Consider the following 24,848-nt stretch of genomic DNA (forward strand, 5'->3'; position numbering starts at 1 on the left):
CTTGAAGTTTTTAACTCTCTACGAGCTGATGTTGAATCTTACTTTATTCTTATTTCCTTCACTAAGGATGAAATAGGTATTGCATAAACATCTTGCTCATTTAGCAAGAAAATCACATCTTTTGTCTTTCCGATTAATTTCCCTGTCCTGATTTCATTGTCAGCCAATTTTATTGAAATGTCATTTTGGTTAACGATTTTATCTTTTGTGTATTTTCCGTAATAATCAGCTGACAGATACAAGTAGAGTAGAAAACTTATTACAAAAAGAAAGTTTCTATATGCCTTGTACCATGTTTTTTTATCACGACCAAAGTTCGCTTTCGAGTACGATTTTGGCCATTTTTTTTTCCATGAAGAGTCCAGTTTTATTAAAATAGAAACAGATAAAATTGAAACGGTCGCAAATAAAAGGATATTAAAGTCTGAAAAAGGCGCTATCAGGAAGTCAAAGACATCTGAATAATCAAATACGTTTATTCCAAATTCTGAATATTTCTGGAAGTTAAAAAGCATACCTATTCCCACAGCAATGATGTAAGAAGCTGTGATAACTGTTTGTATTTCCTTAATAATAACTTCGTAAGTATCCTTTATTAGTCCTTCTTTCATTTTGATTTTTAATTGATGAAAACAAACTTGATTTCAAGTGATTACCCCCAATTCCCCGGGTCTTCACGCCACTCTTTCAGGGTCTTAAGCACATCGTTTTCAAACATGCGTTCATCCTGTGCATGATCCAGCAGGTGATGATAATCACTGAGCACAACCAGGTCTACACCTGCTTTTTCAAAATTGTCCTCTGACACTTTAAATCCATAGGTGAAAATGGCAATCATGCCTACTACCTCAGCTCCAGCCTCTCGCAAAGCTTCAGCAGCAGCCAAGGAACTTCCACCAGTAGATACCAGATCTTCAACCAAAAGGACTTTCTGTCCTTCTTCAATCTTACCTTCAATCATGTTTTGAAGCCCATGCCCCTTAGACTTTGAGCGAACATAGATAAATGGTAGTCCAAGTTCTTCTGCCACCAATGCTCCCTGAGGTATACCGGCTGTAGCCACTCCTGCTATCACATCTATTCCATCAAAAGAATTAGAAATGGCCAAAGACAAAGCAGTTTTGATCTTTGATCGAACGTCCGGATAAGAAAGACTCAAACGATTATCACAGTAGATGGGAGACTTCCATCCTGAAGCCCAGGTAAATGGATTTTCAGGACTTAATTTGATTGCTTCTATTTTCAGTAAATCGGCGGCTACTTCAGCGGCTAATTGCGGGTTGTAGATTTTGATGCTCATGAGTGTGCAAAAATAAAACTCACATATTACCGATCAATAATATGAAGAGCTTGTTTGATTTTTATTTTATCATTTAATTGCCTCTTCATTCTGATTCATGAAAATCTTTATCAACGACATTCCGGTTTACATTCTCTCAGAGAAAAAAATAAACATGAAGCGTGCGTATGGCTTAGTGATTAGAGAATTTGAGGAAATTGTACCTGAAGTGCTGGTAGATGATGTGCTGATCATGAATGCATCCTTTGATCAGATCGATGGCTTGCTGCGGCTAATGACGGATAAGAAACTGAAGAAAGTCCACTCAATTTTTATCTCCTCACGAAAGAAAAGAGACCTCATTAATTACCTCAAGAGTAAGTTTAAAGTAATAGAAGCTGCAGGTGGCATTGTAGAAAAGGAGGGAAAACTGTTGATGATCTTCCGTAGAAAAGTTTGGGATATACCGAAGGGAAAGGTAGATAAGGGAGAGTCTGTCGAAGAGTGTGCCGTAAGAGAAGTGGAAGAGGAGACAGGAGTGAAGGTGATAATTGATAAGGAAATTGATGCGGTGTGGCACACATACGTCACTAAGAAAAAATACATATTAAAAAAGACGTATTGGTATGCCATGCACTGTGTGGACGATACTGATATGGCACCACAATTGGATGAAGGCATCAAAAAAGTAGAGTGGATGGACATGGAGCAGGTAAGGAAGGCATTGCATGGTTCCTACCGATCCATCAGGTATGTCATGCAAGAGTATACTAAGATGATGAAAGAAGCTTAGAAAGCGTAGCTTCTTTATAGCTACTCCTTGGAAAATATTATACTTCGTAAGGTAGAAACGGATTTACATCGCCACCATATCTATGTACTTCACGGATGATGCTTGAACTGATAGGAGCAAGTTCCGGAGAAGTAATTAAGAAAATCGTTTCTAAATCTTCGTTCAAATACCGATTGATCTGAGAAATACTATTTTCATATTCAAAGTCGGTGGTGTTTCTAAGACCTCTCACTAAAAAGCTAGCTTCATATTTCTCAGCAAGTGAAGCAGTCAGCTCATCGTAAACTTCCACTTCTACTCTGCCCTCATTAGCAAAAGCTTCATTGATTTTATCCACCATCCACTCTAGCTCAAAGTACCGATTGTTTTTTGAGGTATTGTGACCAATAGCAATGATCACCCGATCAAACAGATCAAGACTTCTCATGACTATATCAAAATGTCCTTTGGTAAATGGATCAAAAGATCCTGGAAAGATGGCTGTTTTCATACTTTTAAAGTCAGACGCAGGCTTATACACAAAGATACCCACTCAGCACGTCAAAGTACTGATGGTCTTCTACTTCATCGTATAAGTAGCTAAAGCGAAGGAATGAAGGCTTTGAGCCAAAAGAAATGTTTTTGATGTATCGTTTAAGAAGCTGCATTTCTTCAGATGCAGGTTTGATAAACCCCCAAATGAATACGTGACTTTCTTTACCGCTCATTTTCAATTCATTGAAAACTAGCATGATGTATTTGAGATAGTCTTCTTTCTTACGAGCCGCAAACTGATTGTAGTACAGGAGCTTTTTACCTTCAGTTACTACCAAATGTAGGATGCCACGATCTACGTAAGCATACATGCTTTTATCATCAATGTGATCTGCATGCTTTAAAAACCCTTCAATAAGCGCACTACCCTGATGAATGACATGCACCTTCTTTTTTTTGTAAATGGACTCTATCCATCTACATAGCTTAGTCTCTGCTGCAAATACATTGACTGTATCTACGGCTACCTGCTTGTAATAATTGACTTCCTCGAATGACGTTTTGATCTCACTGTTTAGTGCCAGGTAATCAGCCGCAGATTCTTGCACAAACATATTAGCGGGTACCAATGAGAATTTGTGCGTTTTCAGACAAAGCTTTACGTTTTTCCAAAACCCGGCAGTGAGGTATTCATGATTATCTAAGATATCCTTGATTAGCCTAAGGCGTCCATTTACGGTTTTAATTCCTTCGAGACGATAATCTTCAAGACCCATGACCACATTGTCTTGGGAGTCTACAACTGCAAATTGCAAGTCGTATATCCCGACTTGCATGATAAGCGAGTAATGATCCAGTTCGTCAATGGTGAACTTTGTATCCTTTACTCGCTTAACAAGCTTATAAGTCGATGTGTCTTGTGCAATCAAAATATTTTATTCCCAGTTACCAGCGGTGGTCACACTTGTTCGTGATCCAAACCTCAATGGCTTTCTGGTATTGTATTCGCTTTCCTCATCTCTGCTAGGATCAACAGGTCGAGGATTTTTCACTTCGATAGCATTTACATACAGTCCAGCCTTAAGGATCTTATCTGCCCAAACATCAAATTTAGTTGCTGGTTCAACACCTGGAACGTAAACTAAAGTAGCCAGATTAAATCTTGGCCATTTGTTTTGGTTGAAAAGTGAGTCCATCACAGGAACTGTTCCGAGTGTATCAATTTCTACTACGATACTATCCTTTCCATATGGCTGAGGTATAATAGTCTCTGTTTTCTCAGTCAGATAAAAACTGCCTGTATCAACAAAGGCTATAAGCTTATCCCAATCACTTGTATACTGTCCATTTACTGACATGTATGCAATTTCGGCTTCACGTATCATCTTTAATTGCTCTATTATTAGAGCTTCTGCTCTTTCGATTCGCTCAGCTTCATCGATGGATGATTTGATACTGTATACTAAAAACACGGCCAGTGATACCCATACCACGAGCATGACCACAGAAACAATCTTCGTTTTACTCATTGCTAAATTTCTTTTTCGCTAGGTTTTTGCAATTATAAATATTTAATGGTGATTCTTGAAGCACCAGAATACTATTAATGCTTAAAAGTAATCAAACCCCTAAGTTCGGTTATTTTATCTCTTTCATAAACGGTGTTAAACGCATTATGAATGGCATTTTTAGGTAAGGTCTTCAATTCATCGTAAGAAAAAAAGCGAGCATCGGATAAAATTTGTTGTTCAGGACCTAATTCTGGATCATTTCCGAGCATTAAATCTCCTGAAATTCGCTTAACGAGAAAAAATAATTCGATTGCATGGTGTTTTTCGCTAATAAATTCATTTGTGAACAAAAACTTTACAATTTCAACGACAAGATTAGTTTCTTCTTTAAATTCTTTTTTTAGAGCCTCTTCATGGCTTTCTCCGAATTCTACACCCCCACCAGGTGGTGACCATAAATATCCAGCAGGTCCGATTTTATCATGCTTAAGAAGTAATATCTGATTATCCTCTTCCAAAATGCCACAGACCCTTACTCGTACTTTTTCTTCAAATTGAGTAATGGTATTTTTTTTGTTTAACATTTAATAATGAGGTTCGTTAACTTTGAGGTTACGAATTTGGGGTATTTAAATCATTTAATAGGTTGAATAAATGTACTCCATATTACTCATTGAAAACTTAAACACTTTAAAACATGAAATATTTAGCGTCATTGCTGTTGGTAGGATTTGCATTTTTTGCGACAGCACAGGAAGAAGAAGAGCCAATGACTGGCCCAAAAATTTCCTTTACCGAAAAATCATTTGATTTTGGTGAAATCACACAAGGAGAGAAAGTTGAACATGTTTTTGTTTTCGAGAATGTGGGTAACGAACCACTAATCATTGCCGATGTGAAAACAACATGTGGTTGCACTGCACCAGAATGGCCGAGAGAGCCAGTTGCTCCTGGTAAAACTGCTAAAATCAAGGTGGTATTTAATAGTGCGGGCAAAATGGGTATGCAAAACAAAGTCATTACCGTAATGTCCAATGCTGTAAACAATCCGGAGCGTGTGAAGATCGTCACGAATGTAATGCCTCCTGATAATAAGTAATTGCCTTTATTGATTGCGCGATCCGAAGATCGCGCTCCCGATTCTGACCATATTACTTCCCTCTTCGATGGCTAACTGGTAATCACCACTCATTCCCATCGATAGGGTGTCCATTTGGACGTTAATGTGGTCAGAATTTTTTATTTCATCAAAAAGCTTCTTCAGGCTTTGAAATTCACGTTTTACCTGCTCACTATCTTCGGTAAATGTGGCCATCCCCATCAATCCCACGATTCGGATATTGGTCATTTCTTTGAGTTCCTGACTGTTGAGAATTTCGTCTAATTCAGCTTTATCAAGACCGAATTTTGTGTCTTCTTCTGCAATGTGCATCTGAAGTAAGCAGTCAATTACCCGATCCACTTGTTTTGCTCGTTTATTGATTTCCTTTAGAAGTTTAAAGGAATCCACTCCATGAATGAGGTGTACAAAGTCGACAATGTATTTAACCTTGTTTCGCTGAAGGTGACCTATCATATGCCAACGAATATCTTTAGGCAGCTCCTCTGCTTTTTGAGTGAGTTCCTGAACCTTATTTTCACCAAAATCAAGATGGCCTGCATTATATGCTTCAAGAACATCCGAAGCTGGTTTGGTTTTACTTACCGCAACAAGCGTACAGTTTTTAGGTAGGCTTTCTTTTAAATCTTCAAGTTGGTTTGATATTTCACTCATTATTGTCTCTTTTACATCCCTTAAATTTGAAATCTAAAGAATAAGTTTCAATTGAATTGAATGGCAATTTTAGGGACACTACTTAAAAAAGGAATCATGTTGCGCGAAAGTTTAGAGCAACTATATACCTCTCCTTTGGACCTTCAAAAACAAGAACTGAGAAACTTACTTATTCATTGCCAAAACACAAAGTTTGGTCAAGCTCACAAATTTGATGAGATACTCGCTGCATTTAAAGGGGATCAAGGCCAGTTTTATAAAGCCTTCACTTCCAATGTTCCCATTTTCGATTATGATAAAATGTATGAGCAATGGTGGCATCTTGCACAGGAGGGACAAAAGGATGTATGTTGGCCTGGAAAAATCAAATACTTCGCATTAAGCTCTGGCACTTCTGGTGCTTCATCAAAATATATCCCCATTACAAGAGAAATGGTTAAGTCTATTCGTAAAACCTCGATGCGACAGATTCTCACTATGAGTAAATATGACTTGCCGGCCTCTTTGTTTTCTAAAGGTATTTTGATGCTAGGAGGGAGTACAGATTTAAAAAGAAGTGGTCATTACTTTGAAGGTGATTTATCTGGTATCACTGCAGCGCAGATCCCTTTCTGGTTTCAACATTTCTATAAGCCTGGGAAAAAAATCGCAAAGACTAAGAATTGGAATGATAAGCTAGAGGAAATAGTTAAGAAAGCTCCCAATTGGGACATTGGCATAATTGTGGGAGTCCCTGCATGGCTTCAGATCATGATGGAAAGGATCATTGAGATGCACCAATTATCAAGCATACATGACATCTGGCCTAACCTACAAATATTCGTTCATGGAGGAGTTTCATTTGAGCCTTACAAACGTGGGTTTGAAAAACTGCTTAAGAAACCATTATTCTACATGGAAACTTATCTTGCCTCAGAGGGATTCATTGCATTTCAGGCTTATCCCAATAGGAAATCCATGCGTCTTGTTTTGAACAATGGAATCTTTTATGAATTTGTGCCATTCACGGACGAAAATTTTGATGAGGATGGGAAATTGAAATCTGGTGCCAAGACTCTTAAAATTGATGAGGTAGAAGAGGAAAAAGAGTATGCGCTATTAATAACAACTAATGCCGGTAGCTGGAGGTATTTGATTGGTGATGTGATAAAATTCGTCTCAATCGAAGAATCAGAAATCGTTATTACAGGCCGGACAAAGCTTTTCATGAGTTTATGCGGAGAGCACCTTAGTCTTGATAACATGAATAAAGCGATAGAATTGGCTGAGGAGGAATTGAAAGTAGATATTCGTGAGTTTACCTTGTTGGGTGAACGAGCTGACAGTTTATTTGCTCATCACTGGTACATCGGTACCGATGATGAGATAAGCAGTGAGGCACTTAAGACTCATATAGATAATCATTTGATGAAATTGAATGATGATTATAAGGTAGAGCGAAGTTCTGCACTAAAAGAGATAAGAGTTTCTATATTGCCAACTCAAATATTTTATCAATGGATGGAATCACAAGGAAAAGTTGGTAGTCAAAATAAATTTCCTCGTGTACTTAAGAAAGAAAAAGCCCAACTTTGGAAAAATTTTCTAACCGATCAAAACATTTCTCTTAGTTAGATGCCCCCAATTATCAACGGACTGATTTACGGTCTGATCTTCATTTTTGCACTAGGCCCTGCTTTTTTTGCGTTGATACAAACAAGTATTCAGCAAGGACTTAAAAAGGCTGTTTTCTTAGCCGCTGGAATTTCAGTAAGTGATGTTTTTTATGTGCTGATAGTTCTATTCGGCATGACCAAAGCATTAGAGACTGATAGAGTGAAATTTTGGATAGGACTTTTTGGCGTGGTGATGCTTGGGATCTATGGCATTTATTCGTGGTTTAAAACTCCTAAAATCCATACCGAAGATACCATGATGAATGAGTCAAGTGATATCAAACAATTTGCTAAGGGGCTGTTTTTAAATGGTCTGAACCCCTTTATTATTGTTACCTGGGCAACCTGGGTAAGTGTTAGCGTTATCAATTTTGACTATAATTTCAATGAACAGCTCCAGTTTTTTGGAGGTATGCTAATTACAATTTTCAGTATGGATTTGGGAAAAGCCTTTCTGGCTCATCGTTTAAAGCACTTAGTTACCGTCAAGTTTGTGAGGAATATGAATCGAACGGTTGCGGTAATCCTTATTCTATTCTCTTTGCAGATAGTTTATTTCCTGGTTACAAATTTTGTATAAAAAAAGCGTACCTCTTCAAGAGATACGCTCAACCTTTTTAACAACCTAACTTAACTATTTACTGAATAGTAAAACCAAATACTTTTTCATCATTAGAAGTATTGACCACTAATGTATATGTGCCTTCATCTAGCTTTGCAATTTCAGACAATTCTACTTTCTTTGAATTAACTTTTCGTTCTTCTTCATTTAAGAAAAGCTTAATTTCTTCTTTTTGTGGATTGGATAACCAGATCTTCGTTCCTTTTGCAAATACTGGTTGTCCGCTTTCAATTGCAACTGCCTTGTCGCTGAATTTTATTTCCACCTCCTGTGGTTGATTTTCAGCCTTAGTAGTACCAAAAGAGACAACAAAGTTGAAGGATACTACTGAAATGAGAATGAATACTAACTTGATCATAACCTGCTTCCTTTATACATAACTAACACAAACAACGTGAAAAACCCTCACTTGGTATGAGGGTTTTAGTTAAGTTATCTTAAAACTTAGTTGAATTGCAGAAAAAAATCGTTAGGCCTTTAAATCCCTTTTATTGAGTACCCAGGTGATAAAAGTCATATAAATAAAGCCCCAGATAATTGGAATAATCCATTCAAACCAGAGTGGTCCTTCTTTGATTTCCTGAAAAATATATTTTGCAAAAGGGCTTTCGTAAAACTTCCCGCATAGCTTCTCAATTGAATATATTGGGAAGAACTTTACAATTCCTTCTGTATAGTCTTTTGTGAAAGGAGCGAACTCCAGTATGCCGGTTATAATTGGCTCGAAAACGATGCTGTAGAGAAAGATTAAAACGATCGCGAATCCAGCTTTTTTAATCACCATTGCTACACTGAAGGCAAAAAGTCCAAATACAACTAATTGCAGGAAGTACGCAACTAAATGTTCAAGATCCGCAAATATGTACTTCGCATCCAACACATGTGAGTATTGCATGCCTGCAATTAGACCTGAAACAAAGAGTACAAGCGTACAAACGGTTGCCAGAAAGAGGATCAAAGAAAGCTTTGATAAAAGAAATTCTCTCTTACTAATCCCATCAATGATGTTTTGTCTTAGCGTATTATATGAAAGTTCATTATTTACAGAGACTATGATAATGAACGATATGAGAATCTTAACAAATGACCCTAACCACGTAGCGTTGTGCCAGATGTCAGGGAAGTCATAAATCGGTAATAGTGTTGGGCTAAGCCCTTCAATATCAGCTCCTTTGCTCTCAAGCCATTCTAGAAAGAAAATACCTCCATTGGTAATTATCAGCTGTGCAAGCAGGTAGAGTCCAAATAGAATCCAAAAAACCCTATAGTGCTTCAGTTTTAGCCATTCGAGTGTAAAAGCTCTAATCATTTTCTTTTAAGATTTTAAGGAATTCTTGTTCAAGTGATTTTGATTGAGGGATTAGCTTCTTCAATGATATCCCCTGGTCAAAACAAAATTTATTAAGGTGATCGGAGGATTGGCCATCCTTTAGGTAAGCTTTTATAGATCCATTTTCTTTTTCGATTTTATCTATTCCATCAAATTTCTCAACAGCGATAGATAGTTTATCCAGATCTGTTGCTGAAATTTCCACCACATTGGTTTCACCCAAAATATCATTGACAGCACCCTCATGTAGCTTTACGCCTTTTCTCAATATGCAGAAATCTGAACATACTTTTTGCACTTCATCCAATAAATGGCTGGCCATAATGATGGTTTTACCCTGAGCAGCTATGTCTCTAATTAACTGGCGGACCTCAGCAATTCCTTCAGGGTCCAGGCCATTTGTTGGCTCATCCAGCATCAACACTGGGGGATCGGATAATAGAGCAGCGGCAAGTGATAGACGTTGCTTCATACCCAAACTATACGTCTTGAACTTATCATTTCGACGTTCATATAGGCTGACTTGTTTGAGTATTGTGTCAATATTAGAAGTGCCGCACTTTTTGATATGTGCTACGATACGTAGGTTTTGAACAGCGGTCAGGTAGCTATAGAAGCATGGGGTTTCTAATATAGAACCTATTCGTTTTCGAGCCTCTACGTTGCTCATCCCTCCAAACCACTCAAATGAGCCGCTTGATGGGGCCACTACTTCAAGTATCATCCCTAGTGTTGTGGTTTTACCGCTTCCATTTGGTCCAAGTATACCATAGACCTGACCTTCTTCAATAGTAAGGTCAAGCTGATCTACTGCGGTAAGTCGCCCAAACTTCTTAGTCAGCTTATTTATTTTTAATACACTCATTTAAATTGTTCAGTTATAAGTGGCAGCATATCATCACTTTGAAAACTCTGTATGAGTTCCGGAATTTTAGCAAACGGAATTTCACCACGCAAATAAAAAGCCGCAGCTCTGCCTTCAGCAGCTAAGACACCCACGTATTCTTGATCTTTTCCTAAGATTCTAATTTCTTGAGTTCCATAAATAGTGATGTATTCTTCATAACCTATTGCCTCATATTCTTTGAGCCAACTTTTATAGTCTTTGGAAGCTACAGTAGCCGAATCGAGCGTATAGATTAAAACTTTTTCAATGTCATTTACCAGCTCATTGAAGTTTGGATCTTGCGTGATATTAACCATACGAAGCGTGCTAGGGTAGAAGCAAAGGGGATTCATCCACCGGGTAGTTCTTCGTGGTTCTGCAAATTCTTTAATAATTGACTCTTGAGCGACGATTATTAAAGAAAATGAGAGACTTAAAATGAGTAGTAATAATTTCTTCATGTAGGTGTAAAATAAAAGGCAGGATAGGGTAATTCCCACACCTGCCTTGTCAACTAACTGTCTTTAATCTATTGCTTTATCAAGATTTTCAAGGTATTTCAATTGGTTCACTCGCATAAGGCTAGCCAACTTCGAAATTTGCTTCAGGTCTATTTCTCCGTAGATACTTACGATCGCAAACTTTTCCTTACCACCTGCTACCAGGATCAGTTCTTCAATGACTCCTCCTTTTTCACGAATAGAGATTTTCACATTCTCCTCCGCATCTTTTACGGTCATGAGTTCTTCAAATCCTGCTTTTTCTACATCTGCAACTGCTCCATCATATAATGCCTTTGGGCTCGATACTTTTTCACTGGCCACCACTTTCATTCCTTTTAGTTTGCTTGTGATGTCATAAAAGAGCTGCTCGTCTTCTTCACTACCTTCCATTTCGGAGAAAAGTGAGAACATTTTGCTGCTGACAGATACTTTGGTGAAGGTCTCGTCATTTTCATATTTATCCATGTATTTGGTTACTACCTGCTGGCTGAAAGCCAAGCTAGTTATGGACAAAATCATTAGTGTTAATACAATCTTTTTCATGTTAATATTTTTTTATGGTCTTAAATCAAGGTTTTGGTTTTCAATCTTGCAGAGTGCATCAAGAGTCTTCTTGAAGCTCTTCTTTTGCCTTGTTGAATTTGGTTAACTCAAGCGTATGGTTTTGCCCCTCTTGTAGCTCACCACTTATCATCATAAGGGCATTTTTAGTAGCCTCAAAGGCTTTTTCAGGATCTTCGATAGCAAACGGATCTTTATTAGCATCATTGAAAACCAGTGCTGCTGTAATGATTCCAATTGTGATAGTAGCTGCTGCAGAAATCCAAGCTCGCTTTTTGGAGCTGTTCTTGACTCCCTCATACTTAACCGATTTCTCTTTGCTGAGGTATCGGAAATAGTGACCTTCATTGGTGAGTGCCGGATTAGATTTAAAATGTGCCTTAAGCACTTTCTCCTCTTCCAGACTGGTTTCACCGTTCCAGTATTTTTCTAGTAGTTTATCAATTTGCGATCCCATAAGCGTCTATTTTTTGCATTGCTTCTTTCACTTTTTTGCGAGCTCTGTGAATGTTGACTTTTACGTCGCTCTCAGATAACTCACACGTTTCAGCTATATCCTGATAGCTCATGTCTTCCACTTCTCGTAGGTGGAAAACCTCCTGCTGCTTAGCCGGTAGCTCTTTTAAGACCTGCTTCATCAAAGACATAAAGTCATTGGTGATAGCCTGTGCCTCCACCGGATCTGAATGTCTCATATTTACCACTTTTTCATCCAGGTCTGCATATCGGTTTCTTCGTAGGATCTCGATGCATCGATTTCGGACAATTCGAAAAGCCCACGCGTTGACTTTTTCTACTTTGTCCAGGTCCTTGCGAATACTCCAGATTTTCGTCAGGCAGTCCTGCACAACATCCTTTGCCGTTTCGGGCTCACGTACTATTGATAACGCGTATCTGTACATGCCGTCACTGGCAGGTAGGATTTCTGTATGGTATAAATTGTGTGACATTCAGCAGGATGATGGACTTGTATCAAGTAAAGTTACACGTGTGCTGAAAAAAAATTAACTTTAGGAAAAGTTACCCGAATAAAATATGAACAAATTGATATTTATAGGTGTATTAGTGTGCTTAATTAGTGCTTGCGGAGGAGCAATTGAAAAGCAAAACCAAGATGCTGATCAAGAGACTGAGGCTGTTGAAGCCATCACTTCTGATTTGGAGGCTTCAAAGAAAGAGCTAAAGTCAATCACGGATGAGAGCCTATATGAAATTGATTCTTTACTTGAAAATATAGAATAAATGAAAAAAGTGATAGCATTTGCATTAATGATATTTCTTGTTTTGGGAAGTGGGGAGTTAATTGCTCAAGGAAAAGGAAAAGAGAAGGAAAAGAATAAAGACAAGAAGGAGAAGGCAGAGAAAGAACAGGAGGAAGATGAAGAGAATGATGATGAAGATGAAGAGAATGAGGACGAAGGAATAAAGAAGGAAAAGAGCAAGGATGAAAAGGTGAAAAAGGAGAAGGAAAATAATGGAAATGCCTATGGAAAGAACAAAGGAGATTTGAATGGGCGAGAATTTGGTATGCTTCGTTCTGAGGAAGCACGAGCAAAAATTAACGAGAAGAAGGAAGCGCTGGATTCAGAAATTGCAGAAAGTGAAGAAAAAATCGCTGAGCGCAAAGAGAAAGTAGCGGCGGCAAAAGAAAAAATTGAGAAAGCTAAGCAGGAAGGAAGTGCTAGTCCGGAGGACATTAAGAGTAAGGAAGTGGCATTAAAAAAGTTAGAGCAAAAAATTGCTGAACTAGAACGTTTAATTGCAGAAAAAAGAAATAAATCTAAAGAACTAGAAGAAGCTCTTATTAAAATTACTGATAATCAATAATTTTCATAGTCCCTTCTGTGCTGGGAGGAGATTATAGAAAATGAAATTCAAACCGTATAATTATGAAAATCGCCTTATTAAGAAATTTATATATTTCGCTATTAATTGTAATACTGGCCGCATGTCGGTCAGAAATTATGAACCCGGATGAATTGGTAGTAGCTCCAGAATCTAAAAAAGGAGGTGGTTCAGAGATAGTCACATTGAATGCAGATGCATTTATTAGAAGGGCTTTTATTAAGAAAAAAGCTTCAGCTGGCTATCGAATGACTGCATCAGTTAGTAACTCAGAACCCGATACTGTACATATAATTGATGTGAAGATTAAGGCTTCAAAAGGAGCACCATCACCAACCATAAAGAAGTTTACACTTTACTGGGAGAAATCAGAACCTAAAGCCGAAGTTTCATCTTTTTCGAGTGATGAACTTGATTTTGTGGAAGATGCCGTAGGAAAAACATATGAAGTTTCCTATACGATGCTTAATGCTCAAGGTAAGAAAATCGGAAAGGTTAAGAAAAAAAACATTACTGTTGAACCTCCAGAAGCGAATCTTCCTGTACTAGAAAGCATCCGAATTACTAACTCAAGTGGAAAACAGTGGATTTGTGAAATAGTCATTAGCGACCCTAGTAACATTATTGATAATGCAGAGGTTGAATTCTTGGATGAATATTCTGGACCAGCACCAAATCCTACAATAGTTTCACTTTCATTTGCAGGAGAAATTAATTTAGGACAAGAACTTTATACCGGTATCTTATCATTTGAGGGTGATCCTACTAAAACGAATTATCCATTGCTAGTCTCTGGAAATGCGAAGGATATTAAAATATTTACAATTGAGACTAGCAGTACTCCAGCATATTCTGATTTATAGTTTAAGGAAAGATCATTCTATCCTTTTTCTTACCCAATAACCAATTGTGAACTGCTATTAATATTAGATAATGCATGATACTGTGTGAATTCCTGATCAAATAAAATGCTAAGATTGTGAGTTTGGTCTCAATCATTCCACCAAGTAAAAAAATAGGTACTTGGAACCGACGGCTAGTCTGTTAGCACATTCGTTACAAAAGTGGACTTGGTAATCAACCATAATAGGAGAAAAACAGCCGCCCACTTTAGATAGATGTAATAAAAATCTGTGGTGTCTTTGTATCTGGTTTCTTTTATTTCAGCCTTCTCCAATCGATCTATTTCATCAAAAACCTGAACCAATGCCTCTTTATCAGATACACGATAGAATTTACCATTCCCTATCTGAGCAATTTCACGAAGTGTAGATTCATCAAATGTATTTTCTACCATTCTTGGCCTTCCAAAGAAGTCAGTTCCAAAGGGTACTTTCCCCTCACGTCCAATGGCGATAACATACATTTTGATGTTATAAGCATTTGCAAGGTTTGCTGCAGTGATTGGATCCACATTTCCTGCAGTGTTGTCACCGTCACTTAGGAGGATCATAACTTTTGATTCGGATGTAGACTCTCTGAGGAAGTTTATTCCAGAGGTTATGGCATTACCAATTGCGGTACCACGACTTTCAATCTTATCAAAATCAATGTCTTCAATCAACTCATAAAGGAGTCCATAGTCTGTGGTAAGCGGACAGGAGGGCAAAGCATCACCTGAGAAAATCACTAACCCAATCCGATCCTGAAACCTTCCAGCAACAAAATTTCTCGCCACTTCTTTGGCAGCTTCAAGTCTATTTGGGAGAAAATCCATGATTTGCATGGACTCTGAAATATCAATATTCAATACAATATCAATCCCTTCACTCCATTGCTCTACCTGCTCATTCGTTGTTTGAGGACGTGCCAAACTGGTCATGATAAGTAATAGACTGATAATAAAAAAAACAGGAGGAATGAATCGTAAGTAGGTGATAGGATCACTTTTAAGGTCTTTTTTTGTTAGTGCAACCGGTAACTTTTGGCTGAATTGGTTGACAATTAACCATCTAAGAATGAAAATCAATGGGATGATAAGCATTGCATAAAACCAAAGCGGATTGGCCCAGTCAAAACTTTGAAGTTTTTCCGGTGTAAACCACTCAAATGAAAACCAATTTGCTGTCTTACTCTCCATCTTTGATTGCTGCTACTTTTTTAGAGTACCTCTCTTGTGTAAAATCCTCAATTTGTTGAAAATCCTGGAAGATGTTTTCTTGCATCCTCTTGCCATAAACTACTCTATCAATAGACTTCAACGGAGTAGCTAATTCATCCGTAAAATCATAACTTAAAATTTCTTTTGTTGTCATAACGGAGAACGGCTTCTTATCAAGACGCTGCTGATAATTTTTCCATAAAACCAATGCTTTTTCTGCCAACTCAGGTTCTGGGTCTACTTTCAACTTCGTTATGTAGCTATTGAATACTTCTGCGAATTGCTCATATTGAGTTCGTAGCTTCCTCAGTTTAATCCATTTTATGATTCTCTTTCCAAAGATTAAAAGAAGGATGATAACTAATAGGATAAGGCCTCCAATAATATAGTACATCAATGGATAGTTAAACTGTCTGTTGACTGCCTGGTAATCAAGATTGGTTTTGAGTTTCGTGGAGTCAGAAACGACCGGAGCAAGCTCAGTAAGATAAATTGAGTCCAGGGGAGTTTCAATGACTGATGAGTCTCCTGAGCTAAGTATAACAGCAGGTAATTTCAAATACTGCACTTTGTCAATCTCGAAAGATTGAATAGTGTAAACAGTGGTATCAAAAGCAAGCCCATCTTTGATTTGTGTTGGTAAATAGGTTTTCCCGCTGAACTCAAAGGGAGCGAATGAATACAAACTATCAGGAAAAATCATCTCCAATTCCGGAGGATAGCTAGCTGATATCCAAAAATTAATATCCTGCCCAATCAATAAACTATCTTCAACAAAACCTCCTTTAACTACGACTTCCTGAGCCCTGAGGTTTATTGTGCACAGAAGGGCAATGATAGCAATCCAGTATTTACCTCGTCCTTCTCGCATTGCTTCTATTTCTATGTCTGAAAAGTTTAATCAGTTTAGGAACGTAATCATCTTCAGTTCCAATTGAAATGTAATTCACGTCGTTTCTTCGGCAAAAATCTGATAAAGAATCTTTGTTCTTGCCGTGAGTTTTTTCTACTGCATTTTTAAATTCTTTTGAAGAAGTATTTAGCCACACAGTTTTTCCGGATTCTTTTTCGAAAAGTGGAACGATACCTAAATGAGGCACTGCAGATTCACGTTTATCACTGATGTGTACCACCACCAAATCATGTTTTCTTGCCAGTCCTCTCATGGAGTGTGTAAAGTTTTCATCTATAAAATCTGAGATGATAAAAACGATAGCCTTTTTATTCAATAGGTTCAAGGTGTATTTAATCCCTTCATCAAGATTGGTTTTTCGTGATTTGGGTTTTAAAGAGAACATTCGGTTGATGATCTCATACGCATGCTTTACAGTTTTACCTGGTTTTATATAATCTTCTACCTGATCCGAATAACACAGCAACCCCACTTTGCTACCCTCTCTAATTGCTGATAAAGCCAGGAGACCAGCCATTTCCTTAGCTAAATCTATTTTCTGACGCTTGTCCTTTCCAATTTCCTGAGATGCTGATACATCAAGAAGGAAGAAAACAGTTTGTTCTTTCTCCTCAATGAATGTCTTCATGAAAGTTCCATGACCTTTGGCTGTTACCCTCCAGTCGATGTTTCTGACATCATCGCCCCATTGATACGGGCGAACGTCATCAAATTCCAGACCTGATCCTTTGAAGATGGAATGAAAATCTCCTTGCATTTGCGAGTTGATCGCTTTGCGGATACGAATTTCGTATCTTCTAAGTCGTTTGAGGATGTCCTTATTCATTGAGTTTTTGCTTTATCAAGTTTGGCATTAATATGGCATCATTGATAATTGCATTGCATTGTATGATCTTTGCCATAAATCATAACAATCTTTGACCTTCAAAATTATATTTTCACTAATTCTTAGAACGATTTGAGAAACATTTTTTTAACCGCTCTTGTAATACTTTGCTCATGTTCAGGTCCCGAAGTTCCTGAAGACCTTATCAACAAAGATAAAATGGTACAAGTGATGATGGAAGTTCATCTTCTTGAAGCTAAGATCAATAACGTGCCTGTTGATCCTTTTGATAGCGCCCAGGCGGTTTACGAGCATTATGAACGAATGTTGTTTGAGGATTTAGGAATTACTACCGATCAATACGAGCGGAGTTTTAATTATTATGTAGATCATCCGAACGAATTTGAAAAAATTTATGCTGCTGTGGTTGATTCTTTGATGGCAAGAGAGCAAAAATTTAAATAAGTGAGAATCTATCCAGAGGATATTGAGGAGAAGTTGGGGTTTGATCTCATAAGAAATCATCTGATTCGGTTTTGTCAGAGCAACCGTGGAGAGCAGCTAGCCAAAAAGGCCAAACCAACTGATAAATATGAGATTTTAACCGTATGGCTCAATCAGGCTAAAGAAATGATTCGCCTGAAAGGAAGTTCTGAAGATAAAGTGTCTTTCGAGTTTCCGGATATTGATGAATTTCTTGTTAGGGTAAAAGTACCTGGAACTTTTCTCGATCCTGAAGATTTTCATGAGTTGAAACGAGGGGTAAATACATTAACATCTTGGGTCACCTTTTTTCAAAAGAAAGGTGATGAATATCCGGAACTACTTAAAATCTCTAACCACATTGAAATAGACCCAAACCTTGCCGTCCATATTGATAAGACTATTGATGAGAGAGGAGAGGTTAAGGATTCTGCTTCTAAGGATCTTGCCGATATTCGTTCTAAAATTTCCAAATCTGAAAAAGCAGTTAGATCCGCCATTCAGAAAGTTCTAAAAAAAGCAAAAGAGGATGAATTTACGGATGAGGATAGCACGCTAACTGTCAGAGATGGAAGGTTGGTTATTCCTGTAAAAGCAGAGCATAAAAAAAGGATTCAAGGGTTCGTGCATGATGAGTCAGCAACAGGGCAGACCGTTTATTTAGAGCCAGGTGAGGTATTGGACTTAAATAATCAGGTAAGGGAATTAAAATATGCAGAAAAGAGGGAAGTCATACGAATTCTAGTTTCTCTTTCAGATCACGTCAGAGCTAATCTCAAAGATCTTAAGAATGGTGCTTCGCTTCTTGAAAAGCTAGATTTTATTCATGCAAAAGCATTACTAGCTGATCTTATCGATGGTTCAATTCCCACCATTGAAAAATCAACATCATTTATCCTAATCAATGCAATTCATCCGTTACTTTTTCTTTCTCATAAGGAAAGCAAAAAGCCGGTTATTCCACTAAATCTTTCTTTGGATCAAGATAAAAGAATTTTGATTATTTCCGGACCAAATGCGGGAGGCAAATCGGTTGCACTAAAGACGGTAGGATTACTTCAGTACATGATTCAAGCAGGCTTGCCAGTTTCTGTCAATGAGGAGAGTAGGATTGGGGTTTTCTCATCTATTTTCATAGACATAGGAGATACCCAATCAATTGAAGATGACTTAAGCACTTATAGCTCGCATCTGACTTCAATGAATTTTTTCCTTCAGCATACGGATAAAAAATCAATGTTTCTGATTGATGAGTTTGGCAAAGGGACAGAACCTCAATTTGGTGGGGCCATTGCGGAATCGGTATTGAATGAATTAAATAAAAAACGAGCGCATGGTGTAGTTACTACACATTATCAAAATCTTAAAAAGATTGGTGATGAAACTCCAGGCCTTATCAATGGGGCAATGAAATATGATCTTGATGCTTTGGAGCCACTATTTGAACTTGAAGTGGGCAAACCCGGTAGTTCCTTTGCCTTTGAAATCGCTGGTAAGATTGGATTACCGAATGACATTATAGAAAAGGCACGAAAGAAAATCGGAAGCTCACATGTTGCTTATGATCAGTTACTAAATCAGCTGGAAAAAGAAAAAGCCAAATATGAGAAGCTAATCAAGAAGCTTGAAAAAGATCAATCGGAAATCAATAAGGCTAGAAAAGATTATGAAGATCTGCGCTCCATGCTTGAAGATGATAAAAAGAGGTTCATTAAAGAAGCCAAACAAGAAGCCAAACAAATTCTAGAGCATGCCAATAAAGATGTAGAGCGAGTAATACGTGAGATTAAAGAAAGTAAAGCATCGAAAGAGCGGACGAAGGCTGCCAGAGAGAAACTCAATAAGAAAAAGGAGCATTTTGAAGATAGAACTCAAAAGAAACCTTCGGCTAGTTTGAAGGTAGGGGATGTGGTTAAAATGATAGGTCAAGACACCACCGGAACCATTCAAAAGATTAAAGGGAAACAGGCTGAAGTGCTGTTTGGCAGCATGAAGTCGATTGTTTCAACTGATAAGTTGCAAAAAGCAAATAATACTCCTCAGGTTAGTTATCAGAAAAAGGTGAAGAAGTTAGGAATTGATCTGAGTAGTAAGATGGCCAATTTTAATCATGAAATCAGTATCAGGGGGATGCGGGCAGAGGAAGCCATAAATGTGGTAGAATCTTTCATTGATGAGGCTTTGCTTGTGGGTGCGGATGAAGTAAGAATTGTGCACGGAAAGGGACATGGAGTTCTGAGGGAAATCGTTAGAAATGTGACTAAAGGTCATCCAAGCATTGCTAGTGTAGAGGATGAGCATGCTGATAGAGGTGGTGCTGGTATTTCAGTAATTAAATTACAATAGTGGAATTCAATAGAAGTCAACTTGCTTTACGCAATGGTACTGAGAAAGAGGAAATATGGATTGCCTACAAAGGAGTGATTTATGATGTGACTGATTCTAAACTATGGCGAAACGGGAAACACTATGAACACTGGGCAGGGCAGGACCTAACAGACGAATTGATAGATGCACCGCACGATACAAAAGTTTTTGAGAAATTGCAGGTTGTTGGAAAACTAATCAAATGAAAATCATTGAGTCAGGAATAAAAGATGTGAAGGCACACGAAAGTGTAAAAATTGTCATGCCTAGTAATCTGTATGGTTGTGAGTTAGGAGAGAATGTGTTTGTTGGACCATTTGTAGAGATTCAAAAAAATGTAAAGATTGGTGCTCGTACGAAAGTTCAGTCACATGCTTTTGTTTGCGAGTTGGTAAATATTGAGGAAGATTGCTTCATTGGTCATGGTGTGATGTTTATCAATGATGTCTTCTCATCCGGAGGTCCGGCTGGCGGAGATGCGACAAAATGGAAAGCAACTCACATTGGAAACAAAGTATCGATTGGTTCTAATGCCACAATTATGCCTGTTTCAATTTGTGATAAAGCGGTGATAGGAGCAGGCTCAGTAGTAACTAAAGACATCACAGAACCTGGAATATATGTTGGAAATCCTGCTAAGAAACTGAGAGATCTATAAATGTCAATCAATATTGTCCACATCGGTTTTCCAAAAACAGCTACTACTTTTCTGCAGTGGAAAGTCTTTCCAAACTTGAAAGGGATAAATTTTATTCCGTATGATCAATGCAGTACTATTTTTCATCCGATCATTTATTCTGATCCTTTAGATTATAATCTGGATGAAATCAGAAGCCGGATTGATAAAGAAAATTCAAGGTGCTTATATTCCTTCGAGTCTCTAGCTGGATCTCCTTTTTACTTTAAGGGAATCGGCAGATCTAATATACCTCAGGCATTAAAAGATTTAGGATTCGAAAAAGTAGTCATTACCGTTCGTAAGCAAGTTAAAGCCATTGATTCCTATTATCGCCAATATGTGATGCAGGGCGGAACGCTGAGTTTTAAAAACTGGCTTGACTTTGATGATGAAAGACCAATTCCCCAGAAATATTTTCAAAGAGGTTATCTCGAATATGATAAACTCATTGATATGTACGCCGAAGTTTTTGGAAAACAGAACGTGTTGCTTTTAACACAGGAATCATTGAAAAACGACATGTCTCATTTTATTCATCAAATAACTGAATTTACTGAGACAGAATTTGATTCACCAAAAGAGACTACAAAAGCAAACGTCTCATTATCTAATCTCTCAATAGCAATACTTCGACTCATCAACCATTTCACTTTTAGTAGTATCCGACCTTTTCATTTAATCTCTAAAAGAATATCAAATCGTCCAATTTGGAAGATATTTGTGGTTGTTCTAGACCCCTATCTATTCTCCCTTTTTTCCAATAAAAAGTCTTTTGTAAAGAAGCATGACTTTGGAGAAAGGATTGAGGCTTTCTACAGTGCTTCTAATGGCAGGTTGAATGAAGAATGGGAGATAGATTTGAATAAACAATAAGTAATGAGTGTACCATACGTAGATTTAAAAGCACAATATTTATCAATTAATGACGAAATAGATTCAGCTATCCAGGAATGCATCAATAACACCGCGTTTATTGGGGGTTATTTCATTGAGAAATTTGAACAGGATTTTGCCAAATATGCTGATTCAATGTATTGCGTGGGTTGCGCCAATGGAACTGATGCCATTGAAATAGCGCTGAAGGTTTTAGGAGTGGGGCCGGGCGATGAAGTACTAGTTCCGGCCTTAACGTGGATCAGCACAGCAGGAGCTGTTAATAATGTGGGTGCTGAACCGGTTTTCGTAGATGTGCTTGAGCAGGAGCGGACCATTAATCCTTCATTGCTTGAAGCTAAAATCACAAATAAAACGAAAGCAATAATTCCGGTACATCTTTATGGCCTGCCTGCCCGAATGAATGAGATAATGGCAATTGCAGATCGCCATGGATTAAAAGTGATTGAGGATAGTGCACAAGCACATGGAGCAGAAATTAATGGCAAAAAGATTGGTTCTTTCGGGCATATCGCAACCTTTAGTTTTTATCCCGGAAAAAACCTGGGTGCATATGGAGATGCTGGTGGCATTATTACGAATGATGAAGAATTAGCAAGAACCTGCAAGATGCTGACGAATCATGGCCAGATGGTCAAGCATGATCACCAAATTATTGGTAGAAATAGCCGATTGGATACCATGCAGGCAGCCATATTGCGTGCTAAGCTTCCTCATTTAGAATCATGGACGGAAAAGCGAATTCAGCACAGCAGAACGTATTCGGAGTTACTGGCTAATGTGCAGACTCCTTTTATACCGGATGGGTATAGGCATGTTTTTCATGTTTTTGCTATCCAAACAGAAAAAAGAGATGAATTAAAAGTCAAACTGGATGAGTCCAATATTGGTAATACCGTCCACTATCCGAATCCGTTACCATTAGTACCATCATACGCCTATAAAAATCATTCAGCTGGAGATTTCCCGGTCGCTGAGAAATTGTGCCGTGAGATCATAAGCATACCCATGTACCCGGAAATGAGAGATGATCATATTCAGGCAGTCGCAGACGTGATCAATGGCTTATGAGATACTGAATGGATGAGGGCTTAATTTTTCTTTAGCTAACGGGTGATATTCACCCTGGCATCCTACAGGTTGCTGGTTTCTAATTTCATGGACAATTTTAATAGCAGCTTTGGTTTCTTCAATTCGAAAGCCGTTTCCTGCTAAAATTTTTTGGTAACTCTGTGTGTGTAAGTCAGTAAACCCACCACTGAATTCAAATTCATCCGGTCCAATTTTAAGAGATCGATACGTGGTTTTTCCTTCACTTTTAATTTCGGCCGGAAGCAGATCTGCGTTTATGCTTAGAAACCATCGGATATTGGCTCTTTCCAACTCAAGGAAACCACCGGAACGATCATGGGTATTAACGTGAACTGTATTTTTCTTCACGCCCCCAAATATCCAGGTGAGCATATCAAAGAAATGAATGCCAATATTGGTACTGATACCACCGCTTTTACTCAAATCACCTTTCCAGCTTGTATAGTACCACTTCCCTCTGCTGGTTAGGTATGTAAGATCAATGTCCCAGATTTTATCAGGTTCTTGCGCTACTTTCTTCTTTAGCTCAACAACTGCTGGATGTAATCTCAATTGAAGTATGGTGAAAATATGCTTATCAGATTTTTTTTCAATGTCTAATAGCGAATCTATGTTCCAGGGATTAAGTACAAGCGGCTTTTCACAAATGGCATGTGCATCACTTCTCAACGCAAAACGCATGTGTGCATCATGTAGGTAATTTGGTGAGCAAATGCTTACATAGTCAACTCCTTTTTCTTTACGTCTAAGTTTATCGATGTGTCTGTCAAACCGTTCAAATTCTGTAAAAAACTCTGCGTCCGGGAAATAGCTATCAATGATTCCTACGCTATCGTTTGGGTCCAGAGCGGCCACCAACCCATTACCTGTTTCCTTAATGGCCTTCATATGCCGTGGGGCTATATATCCGGAAGCTCCTATAAGCGCAAATCGTTTACTCATAATTTCCTGACTTGATCGTTCTCTAATTTATATGTTGCTTGTTCTTCCTCGCAGTAGCATTCGGGACCATTATTGAAATCGAGCTTGATACCTGTTTCACTCATCCAACCAAGATGTTTAGCCGGATTACCAGCCATCAATGCATAAGGTTTTACACGTTTAGTAATCACGGAACCTGCACCAATAAATGAAAATTCACCAATCTCATTGCCACAAACGATTGTTGCATTTGCCCCTATAGAAGCCCCTTTTCTGACAATGGTTTGCCGAAACTGATCTTTCCGGTTAACAGCACTTCGAGGATTGTGAACATTGGTGAAAACGGCTGATGGTCCAATAAAAACATCGTCTTCACAAATCACCCCATCATAGATGGAAACATTGTTTTGGACCTTAACATTGTTACCTAATCTCACGCCTGACATGACGAATACATTTTGGCCCAGGTTGCAGTTCTTACCAATTTCAGCACCTGACATGATGTGTGAAAAGTGCCATATTTTACTCCCATCACCTATTTTACTTCCATTATCAAGAACAGATGTTGGGTGGGCAAAGTAATTTGGTTTGGATGAATTCATTAAACTCAAATGTGATAAGAATTGGTGAATTTGTGATGATCTCGCTCACTTTTCATTAATGAGGGCAATCAGTCGATCTGCAACCACTTTATGACCATCTTTATTAAAATGAACTCCATCCGGGTAGTGTTCTTCACTTGTTAGGTCACTTAGATCAAGAAAAATTTGATTGTGCTTCGCAGTTATTTCTTTAATTAATTCATTATATCTATAATGATTTTTTTGTGAACCAGGCAATTGATTTTCAATGCGGTCATTAGCTATGTTAATGGGTAGGGTTATAATTCGAGCATTGGTTTCTTTGATTAGCATCATTAAAAATGAATCATACATTTTTTCAAACTTTCTAATCGAGATCCATGATTTCCGCCCTCTCAGAATCGATAAATAGCGGCGTGCCTTTGAAAGAGGACCTCTGTATAAGGCTTTACACACGCTAGTTAAAAGATTGTCAACTTTTCGGGTTGCAAGCCGATAGTACCATAAAGGAACTTCGCGTATAGTAGAATCAACAACTCCAATATTTATAATATATATATCAGCTAAGCTATTGAACACCTCGTCATTTTTTTTCAACCAATTTGCAATTGTTGTTGCTCCCAATGCTTTGTTTTCTACTTCCATTTTTTGACCAAAATAATGTTTAAGTCTGTAGGAGTAGTTTTCATTATCGGGATGATCTTGAGGTGGTCTCACCCTTAAGGCTACAGAATTTCCGATGACAGTAATTTTCATAA

Annotated in this window: 33 protein-coding genes; 13 read left to right on the top strand and 20 right to left on the bottom strand. The window is 38.0% G+C overall.

Annotation, left to right across the window (positions count from 1 at the left end):
- Window positions 1-38: 38 nt before the first annotated feature.
- On the bottom strand, window positions 39-611 hold the full coding sequence (locus tag ACOMC3_RS04165; protein ID WP_420318271.1) for a hypothetical protein: 573 nt from the start codon (window positions 609-611) through the stop codon (window positions 39-41).
- 41 nt (window positions 612-652) lie between these two features.
- Window positions 653-1,294 (bottom strand): orotate phosphoribosyltransferase, encoded by a 642-nt coding sequence (gene pyrE / locus ACOMC3_RS04170; protein WP_420319302.1) that lies wholly within the window; start codon window positions 1,292-1,294, stop codon window positions 653-655.
- A gap of 103 nt (window positions 1,295-1,397) precedes the next feature.
- On the opposite strand from pyrE, the gene ACOMC3_RS04175 reads away from it, so the two are divergent.
- On the top strand, window positions 1,398-2,072 hold the full coding sequence (locus tag ACOMC3_RS04175) for an NUDIX domain-containing protein (protein WP_420318272.1): 675 nt from the start codon (window positions 1,398-1,400) through the stop codon (window positions 2,070-2,072).
- Between the two features lie 37 nt (window positions 2,073-2,109).
- Here ACOMC3_RS04175 and coaD read toward each other — a convergent pair whose 3' ends face one another.
- The 4 genes from coaD to ACOMC3_RS04195 all read right to left on the bottom strand — a co-directional run bounded on the left by coaD (window position 2,110) and on the right by ACOMC3_RS04195 (window position 4,641).
- Window positions 2,110-2,562, bottom strand: a complete 453-nt coding sequence (coaD, locus tag ACOMC3_RS04180; protein ID WP_420318273.1) for a pantetheine-phosphate adenylyltransferase — start codon at window positions 2,560-2,562, stop codon at window positions 2,110-2,112.
- 22 nt (window positions 2,563-2,584) lie between these two features.
- Complete coding sequence (locus ACOMC3_RS04185; protein ID WP_420318274.1) at window positions 2,585-3,475, bottom strand: DUF3822 family protein; 891 nt, start codon at window positions 3,473-3,475, stop codon at window positions 2,585-2,587.
- Window positions 3,476-3,481: 6 nt separating this feature from the next.
- Window positions 3,482-4,075 carry a hypothetical protein gene (locus ACOMC3_RS04190; RefSeq protein ID WP_420318275.1) on the bottom strand — a complete coding sequence of 198 codons (594 nt, stop codon included), beginning with the start codon at window positions 4,073-4,075 and terminating at the stop codon, window positions 3,482-3,484.
- Window positions 4,076-4,149: 74 nt separating this feature from the next.
- Window positions 4,150-4,641, bottom strand: coding sequence for an NUDIX domain-containing protein (locus ACOMC3_RS04195; protein WP_420318276.1), 492 nt, complete (start codon window positions 4,639-4,641; stop codon window positions 4,150-4,152).
- Window positions 4,642-4,754: 113 nt separating this feature from the next.
- Here ACOMC3_RS04195 and ACOMC3_RS04200 point away from each other — a divergent pair, with 113 nt between their 5' ends.
- Window positions 4,755-5,156 carry a DUF1573 domain-containing protein gene (locus ACOMC3_RS04200; protein WP_420318277.1) on the top strand — a complete coding sequence of 134 codons (402 nt, stop codon included), beginning with the start codon at window positions 4,755-4,757 and terminating at the stop codon, window positions 5,154-5,156.
- A 6-nt stretch (window positions 5,157-5,162) separates the two neighbouring features.
- Here the strand turns inward: ACOMC3_RS04200 and ACOMC3_RS04205 are convergent, their stop codons facing one another.
- Window positions 5,163-5,831 (bottom strand): YggS family pyridoxal phosphate-dependent enzyme, encoded by a 669-nt coding sequence (locus ACOMC3_RS04205; protein WP_420318278.1) that lies wholly within the window; start codon window positions 5,829-5,831, stop codon window positions 5,163-5,165.
- Window positions 5,832-5,891: 60 nt separating this feature from the next.
- Here ACOMC3_RS04205 and ACOMC3_RS04210 point away from each other — a divergent pair, with 60 nt between their 5' ends.
- Together ACOMC3_RS04210 and ACOMC3_RS04215 are read left to right on the top strand one after the other, a co-directional pair.
- Window positions 5,892-7,445 carry a GH3 family domain-containing protein gene (locus tag ACOMC3_RS04210; protein WP_420318279.1) on the top strand — a complete coding sequence of 518 codons (1,554 nt, stop codon included), beginning with the start codon at window positions 5,892-5,894 and terminating at the stop codon, window positions 7,443-7,445.
- The gene (locus ACOMC3_RS04215; RefSeq protein ID WP_420318280.1) at window positions 7,446-8,066 is read left to right on the top strand and encodes a LysE family translocator; all 621 of its coding nucleotides are present in this window, start codon (window positions 7,446-7,448) and stop codon (window positions 8,064-8,066) included.
- 58 nt (window positions 8,067-8,124) lie between these two features.
- Here the strand turns inward: ACOMC3_RS04215 and ACOMC3_RS04220 are convergent, their stop codons facing one another.
- From ACOMC3_RS04220 to ACOMC3_RS04250, 7 genes are all read right to left on the bottom strand, one after another.
- Entirely contained in the window at window positions 8,125-8,466 is a 342-nt protein-coding gene (locus tag ACOMC3_RS04220) for a hypothetical protein (RefSeq protein WP_420318281.1), read from the bottom strand.
- A gap of 111 nt (window positions 8,467-8,577) precedes the next feature.
- Window positions 8,578-9,417 carry an ABC transporter permease gene (locus ACOMC3_RS04225; protein WP_420318282.1) on the bottom strand — a complete coding sequence of 280 codons (840 nt, stop codon included), beginning with the start codon at window positions 9,415-9,417 and terminating at the stop codon, window positions 8,578-8,580.
- The gene (locus ACOMC3_RS04230; RefSeq protein ID WP_420318283.1) at window positions 9,410-10,303 is read right to left on the bottom strand and encodes an ABC transporter ATP-binding protein; all 894 of its coding nucleotides are present in this window, start codon (window positions 10,301-10,303) and stop codon (window positions 9,410-9,412) included. Before ACOMC3_RS04230 ends, ACOMC3_RS04225 begins: the two co-directional genes overlap by 8 nt.
- Window positions 10,300-10,785, bottom strand: a complete 486-nt coding sequence (locus ACOMC3_RS04235) for a hypothetical protein (protein ID WP_420318284.1) — start codon at window positions 10,783-10,785, stop codon at window positions 10,300-10,302. Before ACOMC3_RS04235 ends, ACOMC3_RS04230 begins: the two co-directional genes overlap by 4 nt.
- 63 nt (window positions 10,786-10,848) lie before the next feature.
- Window positions 10,849-11,370, bottom strand: a complete 522-nt coding sequence (locus ACOMC3_RS04240; RefSeq protein WP_420318285.1) for a DUF4252 domain-containing protein — start codon at window positions 11,368-11,370, stop codon at window positions 10,849-10,851.
- A 58-nt stretch (window positions 11,371-11,428) separates the two neighbouring features.
- Complete coding sequence (locus ACOMC3_RS04245) at window positions 11,429-11,845, bottom strand: hypothetical protein (RefSeq protein ID WP_420318286.1); 417 nt, start codon at window positions 11,843-11,845, stop codon at window positions 11,429-11,431.
- On the bottom strand, window positions 11,829-12,338 hold the full coding sequence (locus ACOMC3_RS04250; protein WP_420318287.1) for an RNA polymerase sigma factor: 510 nt from the start codon (window positions 12,336-12,338) through the stop codon (window positions 11,829-11,831). The genes ACOMC3_RS04245 and ACOMC3_RS04250 overlap by 17 nt, the downstream gene beginning before the upstream one ends.
- Before the next feature lie 85 nt (window positions 12,339-12,423).
- Here ACOMC3_RS04250 and ACOMC3_RS04255 point away from each other — a divergent pair, with 85 nt between their 5' ends.
- The 3 genes from ACOMC3_RS04255 (at window position 12,424) to ACOMC3_RS04265 (ending at window position 14,096) form a co-directional block, all read left to right on the top strand.
- Window positions 12,424-12,630, top strand: coding sequence for a hypothetical protein (locus ACOMC3_RS04255; protein WP_420318288.1), 207 nt, complete (start codon window positions 12,424-12,426; stop codon window positions 12,628-12,630).
- Window positions 12,631-13,215: a hypothetical protein gene (locus tag ACOMC3_RS04260; protein WP_420318289.1), complete on the top strand. Its 585-nt coding sequence runs from the start codon at window positions 12,631-12,633 to the stop codon at window positions 13,213-13,215.
- 62 nt (window positions 13,216-13,277) lie between these two features.
- Window positions 13,278-14,096, top strand: coding sequence for a hypothetical protein (locus ACOMC3_RS04265; RefSeq protein ID WP_420318290.1), 819 nt, complete (start codon window positions 13,278-13,280; stop codon window positions 14,094-14,096).
- Window positions 14,097-14,269: 173 nt separating this feature from the next.
- Here the strand turns inward: ACOMC3_RS04265 and ACOMC3_RS04270 are convergent, their stop codons facing one another.
- The 3 genes from ACOMC3_RS04270 to ACOMC3_RS04280 are packed head-to-tail and all read right to left on the bottom strand — an operon-like array spanning window position 14,270 to window position 17,073.
- Window positions 14,270-15,313, bottom strand: a complete 1,044-nt coding sequence (locus ACOMC3_RS04270) for a VWA domain-containing protein (RefSeq protein ID WP_420318291.1) — start codon at window positions 15,311-15,313, stop codon at window positions 14,270-14,272.
- Window positions 15,303-16,205: a hypothetical protein gene (locus ACOMC3_RS04275; protein ID WP_420318292.1), complete on the bottom strand. Its 903-nt coding sequence runs from the start codon at window positions 16,203-16,205 to the stop codon at window positions 15,303-15,305. Before ACOMC3_RS04275 ends, ACOMC3_RS04270 begins: the two co-directional genes overlap by 11 nt.
- Window positions 16,186-17,073, bottom strand: coding sequence for a DUF58 domain-containing protein (locus ACOMC3_RS04280; protein WP_420318293.1), 888 nt, complete (start codon window positions 17,071-17,073; stop codon window positions 16,186-16,188). Before ACOMC3_RS04280 ends, ACOMC3_RS04275 begins: the two co-directional genes overlap by 20 nt.
- Before the next feature lie 132 nt (window positions 17,074-17,205).
- On the opposite strand from ACOMC3_RS04280, the gene ACOMC3_RS04285 reads away from it, so the two are divergent.
- The 6 genes from ACOMC3_RS04285 to ACOMC3_RS04310 are packed head-to-tail and all read left to right on the top strand — an operon-like array spanning window position 17,206 to window position 22,567.
- The gene (locus ACOMC3_RS04285) at window positions 17,206-17,538 is read left to right on the top strand and encodes a DUF4296 domain-containing protein (RefSeq protein WP_420318294.1); all 333 of its coding nucleotides are present in this window, start codon (window positions 17,206-17,208) and stop codon (window positions 17,536-17,538) included.
- Window positions 17,539-19,902: an endonuclease MutS2 gene (locus ACOMC3_RS04290; protein WP_420318295.1), complete on the top strand. Its 2,364-nt coding sequence runs from the start codon at window positions 17,539-17,541 to the stop codon at window positions 19,900-19,902. It begins immediately after the preceding gene.
- Entirely contained in the window at window positions 19,899-20,129 is a 231-nt protein-coding gene (locus ACOMC3_RS04295; protein ID WP_420319303.1) for a cytochrome b5 domain-containing protein, read from the top strand. Before ACOMC3_RS04290 ends, ACOMC3_RS04295 begins: the two co-directional genes overlap by 4 nt.
- A complete protein-coding gene (locus ACOMC3_RS04300; RefSeq protein ID WP_420318296.1) occupies window positions 20,126-20,581 on the top strand; it encodes an acyltransferase in 456 nt (151 codons plus the stop codon). Before ACOMC3_RS04295 ends, ACOMC3_RS04300 begins: the two co-directional genes overlap by 4 nt.
- The gene (locus ACOMC3_RS04305) at window positions 20,582-21,475 is read left to right on the top strand and encodes a hypothetical protein (protein ID WP_420318297.1); all 894 of its coding nucleotides are present in this window, start codon (window positions 20,582-20,584) and stop codon (window positions 21,473-21,475) included. It begins immediately after the preceding gene.
- Between the two features lie 3 nt (window positions 21,476-21,478).
- The gene (locus ACOMC3_RS04310) at window positions 21,479-22,567 is read left to right on the top strand and encodes a DegT/DnrJ/EryC1/StrS family aminotransferase (RefSeq protein ID WP_420318298.1); all 1,089 of its coding nucleotides are present in this window, start codon (window positions 21,479-21,481) and stop codon (window positions 22,565-22,567) included.
- Here ACOMC3_RS04310 and ACOMC3_RS04315 read toward each other — a convergent pair.
- Genes ACOMC3_RS04315 through ACOMC3_RS04325 form a run of 3 tightly spaced genes read right to left on the bottom strand, consistent with a single transcriptional unit; the run spans window position 22,562 to window position 24,846 of the window.
- Window positions 22,562-23,530, bottom strand: coding sequence for a Gfo/Idh/MocA family oxidoreductase (locus tag ACOMC3_RS04315; RefSeq protein ID WP_420318299.1), 969 nt, complete (start codon window positions 23,528-23,530; stop codon window positions 22,562-22,564). The two genes, ACOMC3_RS04310 and ACOMC3_RS04315, sit on opposite strands and share 6 nt — an antisense overlap.
- Entirely contained in the window at window positions 23,527-24,111 is a 585-nt protein-coding gene (locus ACOMC3_RS04320) for a DapH/DapD/GlmU-related protein (RefSeq protein ID WP_420318300.1), read from the bottom strand. Before ACOMC3_RS04320 ends, ACOMC3_RS04315 begins: the two co-directional genes overlap by 4 nt.
- A 45-nt stretch (window positions 24,112-24,156) precedes the next feature.
- Window positions 24,157-24,846 (bottom strand): SGNH/GDSL hydrolase family protein, encoded by a 690-nt coding sequence (locus tag ACOMC3_RS04325; protein ID WP_420318301.1) that lies wholly within the window; start codon window positions 24,844-24,846, stop codon window positions 24,157-24,159.
- Window positions 24,847-24,848 lie beyond the last annotated feature (2 nt).

It is taken from the genome of Ekhidna sp. (assembly GCF_965212185.1).
Lineage (GTDB): Bacteria > Bacteroidota > Bacteroidia > Cytophagales > Cyclobacteriaceae > Ekhidna.